This is a genomic window from Halobacillus sp. Marseille-P3879 (assembly GCF_900240285.1).
Taxonomy (GTDB): domain Bacteria; phylum Bacillota; class Bacilli; order Bacillales; family Halobacillaceae; genus Halobacillus_A.
In genome coordinates this window covers 817,075-832,471 of the sequence record NZ_OESS01000003.1, presented here as the reverse complement: position 1 = coordinate 832,471, position 15,397 = coordinate 817,075, and the positions used below count along the sequence as shown (strand labels likewise).

The 15,397-nt window shown below is 42.3% G+C and carries 11 protein-coding genes; 1 reads left to right on the top strand and 10 read right to left on the bottom strand.

The window, feature by feature from the left end; translation table 11 throughout:
- Positions 1-68 precede the first annotated feature (68 nt).
- From C1A12_RS18440 to C1A12_RS18395, 10 genes are all read right to left on the bottom strand, one after another.
- Positions 69-1,382: a multi antimicrobial extrusion protein MatE gene (locus C1A12_RS18440; protein ID WP_101846259.1), complete on the bottom strand. Its 1,314-nt coding sequence runs from the start codon at positions 1,380-1,382 to the stop codon at positions 69-71.
- 70 nt (positions 1,383-1,452) lie between these two features.
- Positions 1,453-5,574, bottom strand: coding sequence for a bacterial Ig-like domain-containing protein (locus C1A12_RS18435; protein WP_101846257.1), 4,122 nt, complete (start codon positions 5,572-5,574; stop codon positions 1,453-1,455).
- Between the two features lie 48 nt (positions 5,575-5,622).
- A complete protein-coding gene (locus C1A12_RS18430) occupies positions 5,623-6,483 on the bottom strand; it encodes a sugar phosphate isomerase/epimerase (RefSeq protein WP_101846256.1) in 861 nt (286 codons plus the stop codon).
- 76 nt (positions 6,484-6,559) lie between these two features.
- On the bottom strand, positions 6,560-7,549 hold the full coding sequence (locus C1A12_RS18425) for a sugar kinase (protein WP_101846254.1): 990 nt from the start codon (positions 7,547-7,549) through the stop codon (positions 6,560-6,562).
- Entirely contained in the window at positions 7,542-8,177 is a 636-nt protein-coding gene (locus C1A12_RS18420; protein WP_101846561.1) for a bifunctional 4-hydroxy-2-oxoglutarate aldolase/2-dehydro-3-deoxy-phosphogluconate aldolase, read from the bottom strand. The genes C1A12_RS18425 and C1A12_RS18420 overlap by 8 nt, the downstream gene beginning before the upstream one ends.
- Before the next feature lie 17 nt (positions 8,178-8,194).
- Positions 8,195-9,685 (bottom strand): UxaA family hydrolase, encoded by a 1,491-nt coding sequence (locus C1A12_RS18415; RefSeq protein ID WP_101846252.1) that lies wholly within the window; start codon positions 9,683-9,685, stop codon positions 8,195-8,197.
- Positions 9,686-9,709: 24 nt separating this feature from the next.
- Complete coding sequence (uxaC, locus tag C1A12_RS18410) at positions 9,710-11,134, bottom strand: glucuronate isomerase (RefSeq protein ID WP_101846250.1); 1,425 nt, start codon at positions 11,132-11,134, stop codon at positions 9,710-9,712.
- A 15-nt stretch (positions 11,135-11,149) separates the two neighbouring features.
- A complete protein-coding gene (locus C1A12_RS18405) occupies positions 11,150-12,652 on the bottom strand; it encodes a tagaturonate reductase (protein WP_101846248.1) in 1,503 nt (500 codons plus the stop codon).
- A gap of 388 nt (positions 12,653-13,040) precedes the next feature.
- Positions 13,041-13,649: a YpjP family protein gene (locus C1A12_RS18400; protein WP_101846246.1), complete on the bottom strand. Its 609-nt coding sequence runs from the start codon at positions 13,647-13,649 to the stop codon at positions 13,041-13,043.
- 108 nt (positions 13,650-13,757) lie between these two features.
- On the bottom strand, positions 13,758-14,561 hold the full coding sequence (locus tag C1A12_RS18395; protein WP_101846244.1) for a DUF2935 domain-containing protein: 804 nt from the start codon (positions 14,559-14,561) through the stop codon (positions 13,758-13,760).
- Between the two features lie 307 nt (positions 14,562-14,868).
- Between C1A12_RS18395 and C1A12_RS18390 the strand changes: the two genes are divergently transcribed.
- Complete coding sequence (locus tag C1A12_RS18390) at positions 14,869-15,348, top strand: hypothetical protein (protein ID WP_101846242.1); 480 nt, start codon at positions 14,869-14,871, stop codon at positions 15,346-15,348.
- The last annotated feature ends 49 nt before the right edge of the window (positions 15,349-15,397 follow it).

Here is a 15,397-nt window from a genome sequence, read left to right as displayed (position 1 = left end):
ATCGAATTATATCACAATTGAAAAAATTATAAATGTTTATTTTAGGAATGTTATTGTATACTCTTTCCTTATGCCGATTGAGAAAGATTTCTTTTCTCCTTTGCCACCATTTTAAGAACAATGGAAAGAACGATGACTAACCCTGCAAGTTCCCCCAGGGATGCAGCTATGGAACCATTCACCCCATTCCAAGCGGGGAAATAAGTTACCAGAAGGGAGATAGACACGACCACTGTTATTAAGTTTCCGATTTGGGCCGCGGCCATTCGTTTCGTTTTTCTGTGGAGCATTAGGAAGCCGTTTAAGAAATCAACCCAGGGAAATACAAGTGTTTTAATTATAAAAAACTTGAGAACAGCAATTGTTGTTAAGGTCAGCTCCTCATCTGCCCCCATAACCTCTTCCATAAACCACAGGCCTGCAGGTGTATAACATAAAACTGAAAGAGCGAGAGTAGGGACCATGCTTATAAATACAATAAACCGTATGACTTTTTCCTTATTCACCTCATAAAGCTGAAGGACTAACTGGTGCGTATACATAAAGAAGCTTAGGAGCATTTGAGTGATGCTGAAAGCTAAAGCAAACGAAGCAATGCCCATTTCGATATTATTCGTCTTCGCTAAAAATACATAGATCACAGGAACGAGTACTGTCTGAATTACAAAGTAAAAAGCTAAAGGCAGATAGAAGCTGGAAATCTCTCTTTTACGTAATTTTGTTACTTGTTTCTGATAAGAAGCGTTTAATATCCGGTGTCCCTTCCATACACTGATGACACACTCGATGAGCATTCCGAGTAAAAATAAAATCGAGCCAGCAGCACTCGTAATATAGTCAAAATAGACGAATAAATAGGCTGCAGCGAACATAACGCATAACCGAATCACCACCATAATCGTCAGCCATTTTGTCTCCAGGTGGTTAATGATCACTCCTTGATAGATTCCTCTGATGCCGGAAAAAATAATGACAAACAAAATAATCGCAAAAGCATCAGAAATGGTTTGAACCATATTGGGATCTGCATTAAATAAATTCACATACACCCAGCCGCCAAATGAACTATATACCATTAAAAGACAGAATCCTATAATGACTGCCATAGGAATTACCATAAATACAGCAAGCGCTTTAAAGGATTGAACATCTTTTACAAGCGCTGAACAGGTCTGTCTAAAAACGATAATCGGTCTTTCTATAATGCCAAACAACGCGAAGGCTACTGCATAACAGGCAATAATAAAAGCGGCGTTCTCCCCACGGCTTAATGTCCCATTAATAATGACATGGGTAATTGACGTTAAGCTGGCTGAAAATCCTAACGGGATAAAAAATGCACAAAGCTGCTTATATGTTAAACGACCTTTTCCAGCATCCACGATTCGTCCTTCTTTCTAATAATTTTCATACCATCATGAAAAATAAGAAGAGGGGCTCCCCTCTTCTTTATCACTTCACTGTAACTACTGAAACAGCTTTAAATGGTACTCCTGAGTTTAACTCGCCTGTGAGCACTACCTCCTGCTCTCCTTTTTCAAGAATGGAAGCTAACTGATCACGGGAGAATCGAACCTCATATTCATTCGATCCATCTTTGTCAAAGTCATCAATCTGCATTTTCTTCTGCTTTGCTATCGGTTCAAGTTCACCATTTACACGAAGGGTTTCTAAATCTATGTCTTCTAGAGCAAACCCATCCTGCAGGCTTACATACGCTTTGGCTTTCGGGCCTTTATGGTCATTATGCTTTTTCCCTTTTTCTTTTTTCTTAATAACCGGAGGCTTCCATTCTGCATTCGCAGAAACCTGGAACTTAAGGAAATCTCCCTTTATAGTGGTTCCATCCTCGTCTCTTTCGTATGGCAGTTCAGGTGTAAGGCTTACAAAGTTCTCATCTGTAAGCTTCGTTCCAGATTCATTTTGACTCACACTGCCGTCAAAGAAGAAGTTGTTACCAGACACTGCTTCTTCCGGATATTGGTCCTCACCTGAATGGTCGCTTTGATATGAAATAAACTTGTCCACTGTAAAGTCTTCTTCGATGTTGGAATACGTGGTAAACGCTAAGTTGCGTCCGGCGTTGTTATAAGAAACAGTGTTTTCAGCAATAACACCTGGGTTACTGTTGCTGGTGACTCCATCTGCCCCATTATTAAACGCTATACTGTCACGCAGAATATGAGGAACATGGATCCCTTCTCCGCCAAGCTTGAAGCCATTCTTGTCACCGTCACCGACTGTTCCATCTGTAAGAGCACCATTTTCATAAGCAATGCTGTCCTCTATTAGTACAGGACCTATGGCTCCCGTACCGGCTTTGGTGTATAAATCCCAGCCATCATCAATGTTATGGTGGGCAATACAGCCAAGGAATACATTGTTCTCACCGGATGTCAGCTTGGCAGCAAAACCATCGGCGTTATTATCAGAAGGATCACGGTTATCAAACGACTCGCTGTTTAAAATTAAGTTGTTTGACGGCCATTCTTCTTTTGGTGCATCTGTATCGGTACGACTGATCTGCAGTCCTGTATCACCATGTTCATAAAAGCGGCTTTCTTCAACAATATTATCATTACCGCCTACGGTGAATCCTTTTGTGTTTCCGGCAGATCGAGCAAAGTCGATGCCTTTAACGTGCCAGTAATCACCGCTTAATACAACACCCTCAGACTTTTTATCAAAATCGATTACAGGGCGTGCTCCATCCTCTGCCTCTAAATATTTCATGCTGTCTTTTGCTCCATCGTTATACTTTGCGATTTCCAATTTAGAGTCCCGGACATAATCGCCATCGCTTAGTACGATTTTCTGACCAGGCAGAACATATTCTACAGCAGTATCCAGATCAACCGGATGATCCTCTGTACCGTCTCCGTCACCTGATGCTGATGGAGTGACATGGATATCCCCTTCTTCATTGAACGTTTTCATCGAAACGGTAAAGTTCTTTACTTGTTTCCCGTATGAAGTTAAATTCTGCGTATCATCGGGAAGGAAAGTAATGCTGAAATTTGTCTCATCATTATCAGCTAACTCTGCGGGAACACTTGTTAATTCTCCCTGTTCAACAGATTCATTACTAACAATTTCTTCATTTTCCTGCTTAACGCTGACGACACCATCTACATTGGAGTCCAGCAGCAGGTCATACTCAGATTCAGATGTTTTACTTCGGGACTCGATACTAAATTCAGGCTCCACCGGCTCTTCAGGTGCTTCTACCTTTGGAGGATCCGTATCTTGAGCTGTAACGGAATAATCAATATTGCTTACTTCAATATCTGCAAGCCGAGCTGTATAGAACCCAACATAGATTTTGGAATCCTGTACATTTAAGATGTCAGGTTCAAAGAAAATCTCCTCATCCCCATCGTTCAGCCTGCCAGTGTAGCCACTGTTCGTTTTGGATAATGTTAAACGATAATCCTGTTCCGGGTATGTGTTGCCCGTTTCGGGTTTCACATCGTTCAGCATCGTCTTTTGCACTCCCTGACTGCCAGCACCGTCCGGAGACTCTACTCCGTCACGAATGAACAACTGGGTGCCATTCTTTTCCTGAGTTCCGCCGCTAAAGCCGCCGACAGCAGCGATATTAGACGCAAATACGCTTGAATTATCTTCTTCTCCTATTGCGTCACGCGCCATAATTCCAAATGACTCCTGCCCATCGTGATTTGGACTCTTGGCGTATTCATTGACTTTAATATCAGCGGAAAGTTCAAAATTGTCCTCTTCCGCATCAATCTCTGTATAGTAGTATGTGATTCCATCATGATCCCCGGTAATTTTTCCCGCGCCGGGTTCAGCTACAATTCGGACTGAGTCATCTTCATCTGTAATGTAATTTGTATCACTTCCTGTAGACTGGCCGAACTGGATCGTCTGCCAATCTACTTCCCCTTGATCGCGAACCGTTACATCAAACGTAATGGGTTCAATTGAGTCATCAGCAGGGGTGACGGTAATTGGATACACACCCTCTTCAGAAGAATTTAATTCAGAACTATCAAGTTCGTAATCAGCTTGGTCTAACGGCTCTTCATCGCCGTTATCATAGACTTTGGATATTTCGAGTCCTTCAGCATCAAATTCTTCTTCGAGGTCGTATGTGGTTTTAGGATATTCGGTAACCTTTATGCCCTCTGATTCTTTTTCTTTTACATTAACTGTAAAATCAGTCTCTTCCCCTTTATAGGATAAGGTTACTTCTTTGTCTCCTTCTGTACTTGTATCAAGCTCAGAGACATCAATTTGATCCTTTGTTAATCGCTCGGTCGTCCCATCACTATAAGAAGCCTCGACCGAAAGACCATCCAGATCAAGTTCGTCCCCTATAAAATACTGTGTTTTTGTAGGCGGCTGAATGACCTCAAGTGCTGAAACCTGCTCATCCTTCACTTCGATATCAAATGAAGCGGACACATCAGACTTCTGAGAAGATTGAATAGTGACTGATTTAGTCCCTGGTTCCGTTAACTGCGCCCCCTCTTCTATTTCTTCCCCGTCGATGAAAAAGGTGTATTGGTCACTCGTCAGCACCTCTTCCTTATAACCATCTTCGTATTCTCCGATCACTTCCAGTCCTTCTGGGTCAAAATGATCATCTACATAATAATCCGTTTTTGCAGGGTAATAATTGATATACATATCAGTTAGCTGCAATTCTGTAATGGTTAAATCAATGTTTTTTTCAATTCCGTTATAACTGACTGTTATGGTATTTGTACCTGGTTCACTACTGTCAAACCCTGTAACAATATAATCTTCCTCCGTTAACGTTTCCGTGGTGCCATCTTCCTGGACGGCCTGTACCTCCAGACCTTCTAAATCCAGTTGTTCATCAATTAAGTATTCCGTCTTCATGTTCTCTGCATTCACTTCTATATCGGAAACCTCTGCTGACTGCTCGACATTTGTATCACTAAATGTCACAGTTCCATTACGTGCTACATAAAACCCTAAATAAAGGTCCTCAGAAAAGGCTTCATCTAAAGTCACTGTCTCACTTTGTCCATTAGAGGTAACAACAAACGTATCTCCTGACTTTTTAATGGACAAATCATACGTCTCGCCCGGGCCTGGTGCTGTATTATCTGAGAAAACATCCAGCTTACTTAATCCACCCTGACTATAGAAACCTCTTATTGCATCATGTAAAGCACCGACAGCTACATACTCAGAGGCCTGCTTGCCACTGTCTCCATTTTCTCCTACCCCATTCCTCAGCATCAAGCCGAATGAACGCTGGCTGTCAGGACTGTAAGAATCAGCGTAAGCCGTTGTTTCTATTTCAAAATTAGAATCGGCCGGCAGCTTCGTGTAGTAATAAGACAATCCTTCTTCACTGCTGGCTATTTTTCCCCCTGAGGCTTCGATCGTAACAGAGCCATCCTCGTTAAATGACGGAGGTGGGTTACTATCTTCGCTCGTATTGGAACCAAAAGCTCCGAACTCCCAGTCTTCAGAATCTTCACCAGATCCTTCATCAGCGAAAGCGGTTACATTTAAGCTTGTAAACAATAAGATTAGAATTGTTATGACTGCCCATCGTCTTGTCCATCTCTTCATTCTCCACATCTCTCCTTTTTTAATGCCCCCCATTAAAAAAGCTTTTCCCTAATTGGTTAGTGGGTGTGTTACAGACGCTTTAACTTTAGCCTGTTCACGCATTTTCTCTATATAACTTCTAGCTTCAAGCATTTGATAATCTTTCGCAGCTTCCATAATGATTCTTGCCTGCGGCTTATACTGCTCCAGCAGCTCCATATACAATTCATAATTCAAATCACCTTTTCCTGGAACCACGGTTTTGATCTGCCCGTCAGCACCGATGATACGATCTTTAGCATGACCGGCAATGATACGTGTTCCTAGTAAATCAAAGGCTTCTCTAATCACTTCATCCTGCTTATGAAAGTTTCCATTATGCACTAAGTTCCCTGGGTCCAACACGACTCCAATGTTAGAAGACGGTACTTCCTCAAGCATATGATGCAGCTGTTCTGCTGAGCCGATTAAATGGTCATTCGCCGGCTCAATGCCGATATAGACACCCCATTTCTCGGCCTCCTCTACCAGCTCTTCAATATTCGTCTTTAATATTAACCATTCATCACCCGTGAGCTCCTTTGACTGCAGCTTTCCTACTTCACAGGCAACAATCGGTGCACCGAAGAACTTCGCATGACGAATCAATTCTTTGAAGCGTTCCATGTTCTCCCGCCTCTGCTGAACATCTTCATGAAAAAAGTGAAGGTAACAAGCTAATACAGAAATGGAAACATCATGCTTATCAAACTCTTCCCCAATGTCTTCCGCAAGTCCCGGACTTAGTAATCCCGGCTTACTAAAATCATAATCATTAAATGCCTTCCAAAGGGCGAGCTGTACATGAGGAAACCCTTTTGCCCCCACCTTGGAAGCAAGCTCCTTATACGACATTTTCCCAAATAAATGGGCCAGCACCCCTATACTCATTCAATAACCTCCTTATATTTTTATTGATGTATAAAAAGCCTCATCAGTTATTCAGCTGAGTAAGGCTTCCTCATTGTCACCTGGTAACGGCCTGCTGATCATTCATCAGCTGGTTCACTTCCTGCAGTGTTGGAGCTCCCTCCCAGTCCCCATGGAACTGTGTCGCTAATGCTCCTGTTACATTGGCACGCTTTAATGCTTTTGGCAGTATTTCCGCTGACTTCTCCTCATTTAGAAAATTCTTCTCTTCTAATAATGCTGACAGAAAACCGGCAGCATAGGCGTCTCCCGCTCCTACGGTATCAACCACTTGTGTCACTTTATAAGGTTCTTCCTCATAGAAACCATTTTTCGTAAAACCTATAGATCCCTCTTCTCCAAGCTTCATGGCTACTATCGAAGGACCCATTTCTAGAAACTCCGCACCGTGAGCAGCAGGAGACTGTTCTCCTAACAGAAATTCTGCCTCCTCCAGCCCCGGCAGGAATATATCACAAAGAGGAATCAGCTCAAGAAGCACCTCTCTTGCGGTGTGGTCATCCCAAAGCTTTCTGCGCAGATTAGGATCGAAGGAAACAGTTAATCCCTGTGCTTTCGCCTGCTTCATCGCTTCTTTCATGAACTCCACCGTGTGCTCCCCTAGAGCAGGAGTGATTCCTGTGACATGCAGATGTCCTGCCTGCTCAAACCATTCAGGCTTTATATGCTCCCTTGCGAATTGACTCGCTGCTGAGTTCCTGCGGTAATAATACACGCTTGGATCTCCAGGTGTTGTGGCTTCTTTAAAATAAAGAGCTGTCGGTTCATTTGGATCCTTTTCCGTATAAGACACGTCAATTCCTTCTCCGGCAATGGTAGAGAGGATAAGCTCTCCAAAAGGATCACTGCCTACACGACTGATCCATCTCACTTTTTTTCCCAGCCGGGATAAACCGAATGCCAGGTTTGATTCTGCTCCTCCCACCGACTTAGATAATAAAGGAGCGTACTTAATTCCCCCGCCATTATAAGGCTGAATAAGGACCATGCTTTCCCCGATCGTTACGACATCCGCGTAATTACCCATGAACAGCAGCCTCCTCTACTTTGGCGGTGTACTGCTCAGCCAGTTTCGTAATTTCACTGTATTTTCCTTCCGCAATCAGCTTATTGTTTACCAGGTTTCCTCCTAACCCAACAGCTGTGACGCCGTTTTGAATCACGTCTTGGATATTATCTAAATTCACACCGCCTGTGGCGATCATTTTAATATGGTTGAGCGGGCCGCGTACGTCTTTAATATAATTCATTCCGAGAGCCCCGACTGGAAACACTTTAACCGCAGGAGCTCCAAGGTTTGTTGCGCGTACCATTTCTGTCGGTGTCATCGTTCCCGGCCACACCGTAACTCCTTTTGAAAGACAGTAGGTGACTACTTCTTCATCAAAATGAGGACTCACGATATATTCAGCTCCTGCTTCGATGGAAGCTTCTGCATCCTCCACACTTAAAACCGTCCCTGCCCCAATCTTCATTCGCCCTTGAAATGACTCCTTCAATTCCGAAATCATTTCAAGCGCCCCCTCTGTATTCAACGTGATCTCCAGGAAGCGTACCCCTCCGTCATACAGAGCCTGCGCTGTTTGCTGTCCTGTACCTAAAGGGATACCGCGGATGATTGCGATAATTTTTTTCTCGTCTAATAGCTGATCCATTCCAAGCTCCTCCTTCATTAGAGCGTCACTCCCGATTTAAAGATGGCAATTTCACGAAAGTCATTTTTCTCATTGTTGACAAGCTCTCCGCTGGCCACGCTGATAATATAGTTGATAAAATCCTGAAGCACATCATCCGGCGCTTTCCCCTCAAGGAGACTGCCTGCATTAAAATCGATCCAGTGTTTCTTATTTTCATAGATTTGTGTATTAGTAGATATTTTCATCGTCGGTACAAAGGATCCAAACGGGGTCCCTCGGCCTGTTGTAAAAAGAACAATCTGACAGCCGGCTGCTGCAAGGGCTGTAGAAGCAACTAAATCATTACCGGGGGAGCTGAGCAGATTTAAACCTTTCGTTTCCAGCCTTTCGCCGTATTTCAGTACATCGGTAACAACTGACGTACCCGCTTTCTGCGTACAACCGAGCGATTTATCCTCGAGAGTCGTAATGCCCCCATCCTTATTACCTGGAGATGGATTCTCATAGATAGGCTGATCGTGCTTAATAAAATATTGTTTGAAATCGTTAATGAGATCGACTGTCTTATGGAAAACCTTTTCGTTAACTGCTCTCTCCATTAACAGCTTTTCTGCTCCGAACATTTCAGGAACTTCTGTTAAAACAGTCGTCCCGTTTTGAGCGACGAGGTAATCAGAGAGTCTGCCAAGCAGCGGGTTTGCTGTAATACCAGAGAATCCGTCTGATCCGCCGCATTTAAGTCCGACTTTCAGCTCTGACAGCGGTACCTCTTCCCGATGGTCATCTTTGGCTGTCTGATAGATTTCATGCAGAAGCTTGACGCCTTCCTCCATTTCATTCATAACGTCCTGAGAGGTAAGAAACTTGATTCTGCCTCTGTCATAATCACCGAGAGACTGTTCAAATTCATTGACGCTGTTATTTTCACAACCTAACCCCAGTACCAGCACCCCTCCTGCGTTTGGGTGTTTCACAGCATTTCCGAGGGTTGTTCTCGTATTTACGTGATCATCACCCAGCTGGGAACAGCCGTAGTTATGCTTTAGAACCTGAATATTATCGAAAGGGGTTATGTCGCCAACCTCAGATTGAAAAATCTTAATGATCTGTTCCGCAATCCCATTGACACATCCGACTGTAGGAACAATCCACAGCTCGTTACGGATGCCGACACGGCCATCCTCACGCTTAAAGCCTTTAAACGTTAAGTTTTCCTTGATAAAAGGATTGTCTGCAAACTTCGGTTCATATTGATAATCCTGAACGCCCTCAAGATTCGTTTTCGTATTGTCAGTATGCACCCAGTCCCCTTGCTGCACCGGCTTTTCAAGATGTCCGATCGGAAAACCATATTTCAGGATATTTGTCCCTTTATCCATCGGTTTTAATGCAATCTTATGACCTCTTGGTACATCTGAAGTCAATTCAATCTCTTCAGCTTCTACCTGGACCTTCGTGCCGCGGGGCAAATCTTTTAATGCCACTGCAACATTATCCTGTTCATTAATTTTCAATATATCTTCCACGGTTTATCCTCCTCGCAGAATACTTTACACGTTGAGCTGCTGAGACTGTGGCTGAAACCCCAGGAACTGTTCAGCATTTTCATAGGAAATCCCACGAATAATTGGTTCAAGCAGCTCATCGTCATTTGGAACTTCACCATTGTTCACCCATCCAGCCAGTAAATCACACAATATCCTTCTGAAGTACTCATGACGCGTGTACGACAGGAAGCTCCTTGAATCCGTCAGCATGCCGATAAACTGACTGAGCAGCCCCATATCAGCAAGCGCTTTCATTTGTGAGAGCATCCCTTCCTTCGTATCATTAAACCACCAGGCTGTCCCGAACTGCATTTTCCCTGGTACTCCGCCTTCCTGGAAGCTGCCTGCGATTGTAGCAAGCACCGGATTATCTTTGGGATTTAATGAATAAAGCACCGTTTTTGGCAGTGCATCCTCCCGTTCAAGTGCATCCAACAGCTGACAAAGCGGCTTAGCAATCTGCCCGTCATTCATGCTGTCATAACCTGTATCAGGTCCTAATTTATGAAACATCTTCGTATTGTTATTCCTCTGGGCACTAATGTGATACTGCATTACCCAGCCAAGCTCAGCGTACACATTTCCTAAGAAGGTAAGCGTAAACGATTTGTATTTCGCCTCTTCATCCTTGGTGACTTTCTCACCTTTTTTCGCTTTTTTAAAAATCTTGGAAACTTCCTCCATGGTTGCTTCTTCATAAACCACTTCATCCAGGGCGTGATCAGACACTCTGCCTCCAACTTCATGGAAATAACGGGCACGTGCATCAAGGGCAGCCAGGAAATCTTCATAGCTGTTAATCGAAACACCTGAAGACTGTTCCAGCTTGTCGATCCAGGTCAGGTAGCCCTCTCGGTTAATCTCAAGCCCTTTATCCGGACGGTAGCTTGGCAAAACTGTCGTTTCAAAATCACTATTCTTAATCTGTTTATGATATTGGAGCGAATCTACTGGATCATCCGTCGTACAAATCACTTTCACATTAGAAGCTTTAATTAAATCTCGCACTCCGAAACCGTCTTTATTTAACTGCTCGTTGACCCGCTCCCAGATTTCTGGTGCAGAATTTTCATTTAGCGCAACGTAAATATTGAAATATCGCTGCAGTTCCAGATGGGTCCACGTATACACAGGATTCCCAATTGCCTTAGGAACGGTGCGGGCCCAGGCGAGGAATTTTTCATAAGGGTCAGCATCCCCTGTAATTAAATTCTCGTCAATCCCATTCGCCCGCATCAGACGCCACTTATAATGGTCACCATCCAGCCAAATATCCGTAATGGTTTTATATGACTTGTTTTCATAGATTTCTTTCGGACTTAAGTGACAGTGATAATCGATAATCGGCATATCTTTGGCATAATTGTTATACAATCGTTCAGCCGTTTCACTATTCAGCAGAAATGTTTCATCCATAAAATTTTTCATTGTATCCCATCCTTTTTATTTTTGATTTTCTACAGGAGAGACTGTCTGCAGCATCATCTCAGCCGCTGCCTTCGCCCCGCTTAGCCCAATGTTTTCAAAGTAGTGAAACACGTCTTCTGTAAGATACGACAAGTCTTGCTCCCATATCTTTTGATTGCTCAACAGATCAGCAATATCTTCTTTGTTCTGTTGTTTGTACTTCCAAAACTCAGTAAAAGCGTTCAGTACAATTTCATCATCACGCACCTTATATTGTCTCCCTTTATGAAGTCCCATTAAATGACCGCTGTGAAGCGTGTAAGGCTTATAGTAATGAAGTAAAGCAGCGAGAGAGTAGCTGAACGAAACAGGGACATGCTCCTGATATTTTAATAAAGGAAAAACACGGCTTTTCAATTTCTGTACCGCATTTAAGCCTAAATCGACCAGTTGATGCTTCACAAATGGATTCTGAAAGCGCTCGATGACAGAAGTAGCAAAAGCTTCTTTTTCCTTCTGATCAAAGGGAAGGTGAGGCAGTATATCATCGAAAATCACCCGGCGGACGTATGAAGATATCGTATTGTCCTCCATCACTTCCCTGACTGTATTGAGTCCGGATAAGAATCCAACACTGAAAAGCAGAGTATGAGGAGCATTCAATAAGCTGACTTTCAGGTCACGGTACGGCTTTACTTCATCCCACTTCACATTGAGCCCGGCTTTTTGAAAAGGAAGTTTTTCTTCCAGTGAGGAATCAGCTTCTATCACGAAAAGGTGAAAAGGCTCTCCTACCGCCATCAGCGTATCTTCATAGCCTAGTCTGCTCTCCCACTCCTTTACTGTGTCCTTTGGATAGCCTGGAACAATTCGATCGACAAGTGTGTTGCAGAAGATGTTGCGGTTCTCCACCCATTCTGCGAAAGCTTCCGGAAGCTTCCATTCTTGTGCAAGGCGAAGCACAATGGATTTGAGCAGATTCCCGTTATCCTCGACCAGTTCACAAGGGATAATCGTAAAGCCCGCTCCGCCATTTGTATGAGTAAAACGACGATACAGTAAAGCCGTTAATTTGCCTGGAAAAGACAGTGGTGATTCGCTCTCAGGAAAGGCCTCTTCCTTATAAGCCAGGCCGGCTTCAGTCGTATTAGAAAAAATAAATTCGATTGATTCAGACTCTGCTAACTTCAACAGTCCTTCCCAGTCCTCATAAGGGTTAATGCTTCTTGAAATCGTTGAGTTTACTTCAATCTCCTGTTTTTCCTTACCGTCTTCTATTCCTTGGAGAATCGTTGTAAAAAGTCCATCCTGCTTGTTAAGCTTAGGAACGACTTTCCCATGAGGCGTCGGCTGAATCGCCACAGACCTTCCGTTAAACAGCTGCTGCTTGTTCATTTGCTGCAGCATCCAGTTTATATAAGCTCTTAGAAAATTTCCTTCTCCAAATTGGATGACTTTCTCAGGAAGCTCTTTCTCCAGCTGGGACTTATCAGCATCTTTTGTCAACTTTCGTGCAGTTTCTTTATTTAATGAAGGCATGAATATCACCACACTCCCTTACCAAAATAACAACGTTGTTATTTTTGATCAAAAAAATATTCACAGGGAAAAAGAGGAAATGTAACAACGTTGTTATTTATAAGTTTATGGAGTTTAACACGAAATGTCAATGGTAAATCTTCTTTATATCTGAAAATTCAAATTTAGAAAAGAGTGGATTACATCCATATTTTCTTATACTTCACATTATCTTACCTGGACTCTAGTTGAAATAACGCGAGCTGATCATACAGTAGGAAACTTTTCAGCAGTGTTTTTTACGGGGACGATGGTTAGTTCCTTTCTTAGAAAATAAATAATCCGAACTAATTTCAATAAAATCGTTCGGATTATTTAATGCTTTCTTCAGTTTTGTCCCACTTCTTTATTACGACATCCATTTCGGCGGTGTATTTTTATCCCAGTATATTTCCCCGAGGGAATGGTGTGATTCAAACTGGTCTTCACTTAAATGATAATGAAAATTAAACCAATATCCTTCACCTGGACGATTATCTCGCCTTACATCAAATCGAGCAATCTCCTCTTTTGTACGGGCATCGTAAAGGGTGAATATTTTCTCACCGTAACCCGGAGTCAACTCCTCAGTAATCTCATAATACGGAACTTTCTCTTCACCGGCTTCACTTAAAATCTCATCGATTACAGCAGTCATTTTAGGAAGAATATCACGTTCAAAGTCAGCTTCCACTTTGTTTATAATCCTGGGGCCCATTTTAGATACCATCTGCTCTTTTGCCTTTTCCGTTATATTATGGACGTAGTCATCCTCGAAGTTCTCGCTTAAGGAAAATTCCCCGTCCGGTTCCGGATCTCCAGCTTCTTCAGCAGAAAACTTCAGGTCTCCTGTATCTTCCTTAGAAGAAAGCTCTTTCTTCTCTGATGCATCTAACTCAATAGAAGCAGGAGGAATGTATAACCCTAAAGTCATAATTGCGATTAAAACCACAAATATCTTTCTAAACCATAGTTTCATAGATAAAAGCTCCCTCGGCTTGTCCTCTATCTTGATTCTACCATTTTTTTCGAAGATGTCTATGTCGGTACGAATTTGCTAACAAAAAAACAGCCTTATTCTGGCTGTTTAAGAACGATCCACAAGTCGTGGCTTTGTAGGATCACATTCCGGATGTTCTCCTTGTGTTGATTCCGCAAGCTTATATAAATAATAACACTCTTCCCTTGCCATATGATCTGCCATAAGTGCTGAGAAAGTACCTAAGACCGTTTCTGATAACTCCATTTCTTCAAGTTCATGTAAAAAACCTTTAAACAAATGCATTTCAACCTCTACATCATTATTAAATTTCGACAGAGCAGGAAACGTTTCCAAGTTAGCTCGCAAATATCCTGTTAATTCCACTGCTTTCAAATAAAACTGCTCAAAATGCTTTGTAAATTCATCACTCTTTTTCTTTAAACGTTTTTCTACTCCGTCTAATTCATCATTTATGGCACCAGCGTGACCGCTCGCATCCAACAACCACAGCAAATGGTGATGTAACTCATGAAAAACAGGAGGGAGTTCACCTTTTTCCAAATAGCTGATGACTAATAAATATTCCTCTAACTCATTGACCATATGATTAACAAAAGTAGGAGACAAATGAAATCCGATTTTCCCAATTAATTGTCTTTCCAGTAAAGATAACTTAAATTGGCGGAATTGAAGCACCAGGTCTTTAATGCTCTTGGTAAACTGCTGCAGGTCTCCTGTTTCTCCGCTTCTAACCATTTGTAAATATTGGTCAAATGCCTTTACGTATTCGCTGGCCTGATGAATATCTTCCGTTTCAGAGGGATATAAAGCATCCCTGATAAACCTTGCATGATCCCCAAGTATCTGCAGCCAAAAAGTATGTTCAAAATCTGCGCTATCTTTAAACATTTACACACACTCCCCCTATCAGTCTAAACTCCGCACTTTAGAATTGTATGAGTAAGGGGGAAGGGTTTATTCCAAAAGCATCTCCAGCTCCCATTTGGTTTATTATCCCAATAAAAGGGATTTTATGGATAAGGAAAATATAGTAAAAACTAAAAATAAGGGCAAGCTATTCACTGAACAGCCTCGCAAGCACTCTTGAGTAATTATCTAGGGAAGGTTCTGATATTATGCTTGAAAATTCCACCGTAGAAGAACTGCTCCTTGGGATCAGTTATTTCCTAAATATAATCCAGTGGAGAAAATGCCAATGAAGACAAAAAAATTAGAGGTATTTCTATGGAGCATCGCTTTTCCGGGCTTTGGCCAGCTGCTGAACCATCATTATCTCAAAGGCTTTTTCTTTATTGTTTTAGAAATAATTATTAATTTATACAGCAATTTTAATACAGCAATTCTTTTAAGCTTTAAAGGAGAGACCCAAAAAGCGGTTGACGTCGTGGATTATCAGTGGCTGATGTTTTATCCATGTTTGTATATGTTCGCAATATGGGATGCTTATAAGCATTCTGACTCTGATGTACCGAGTTTTTCTTTCCTGCCATTTGCCTTTTCGGCTTACACGGTTACCACCGGGTTAATGTTTTCTTCCGACTTTACTGTAATGGGGACATTATTAGGACCAATTTGGCTGCCTATTCTTTCCTTAATTCCAGGGGTGATTGTAGGTTTACTTATAAGACAATTACTGCTTAAAATCATTCAACGAGGTCAAAGAGGTTCAATGTGACCCCCAATCGTATAAGTTTTCTCTTGATACACATAATAATGAAACAAGG

Excerpts from the sequence above, each read along its gene's own strand:
- C1A12_RS18435 (WP_101846257.1), bottom strand. The coding sequence starts at position 5,574 with ATGAAGAGATGGACAAGACGATGGGCAGTCATAACAATTCTAATCTTA.
- C1A12_RS18430 (WP_101846256.1), bottom strand. The coding sequence starts at position 6,483 with ATGAGTATAGGGGTGCTGGCCCATTTATTTGGGAAAATGTCGTATAAG.
- C1A12_RS18425 (WP_101846254.1), bottom strand. The coding sequence starts at position 7,549 with ATGGGTAATTACGCGGATGTCGTAACGATCGGGGAAAGCATGGTCCTT.
- C1A12_RS18420 (WP_101846561.1), bottom strand. The coding sequence starts at position 8,177 with ATGGATCAGCTATTAGACGAGAAAAAAATTATCGCAATCATCCGCGGT.
- uxaC (WP_101846250.1), bottom strand. The coding sequence starts at position 11,134 with ATGAAAAATTTTATGGATGAAACATTTCTGCTGAATAGTGAAACGGCT.
- C1A12_RS18405 (WP_101846248.1), bottom strand. The coding sequence starts at position 12,652 with ATGCCTTCATTAAATAAAGAAACTGCACGAAAGTTGACAAAAGATGCT.
- C1A12_RS18400 (WP_101846246.1), bottom strand. The coding sequence starts at position 13,649 with ATGAAACTATGGTTTAGAAAGATATTTGTGGTTTTAATCGCAATTATG.
- C1A12_RS18395 (WP_101846244.1), bottom strand. The coding sequence starts at position 14,561 with ATGTTTAAAGATAGCGCAGATTTTGAACATACTTTTTGGCTGCAGATA.
- C1A12_RS18390 (WP_101846242.1), top strand. The coding sequence starts at position 14,869 with ATGAAGACAAAAAAATTAGAGGTATTTCTATGGAGCATCGCTTTTCCG.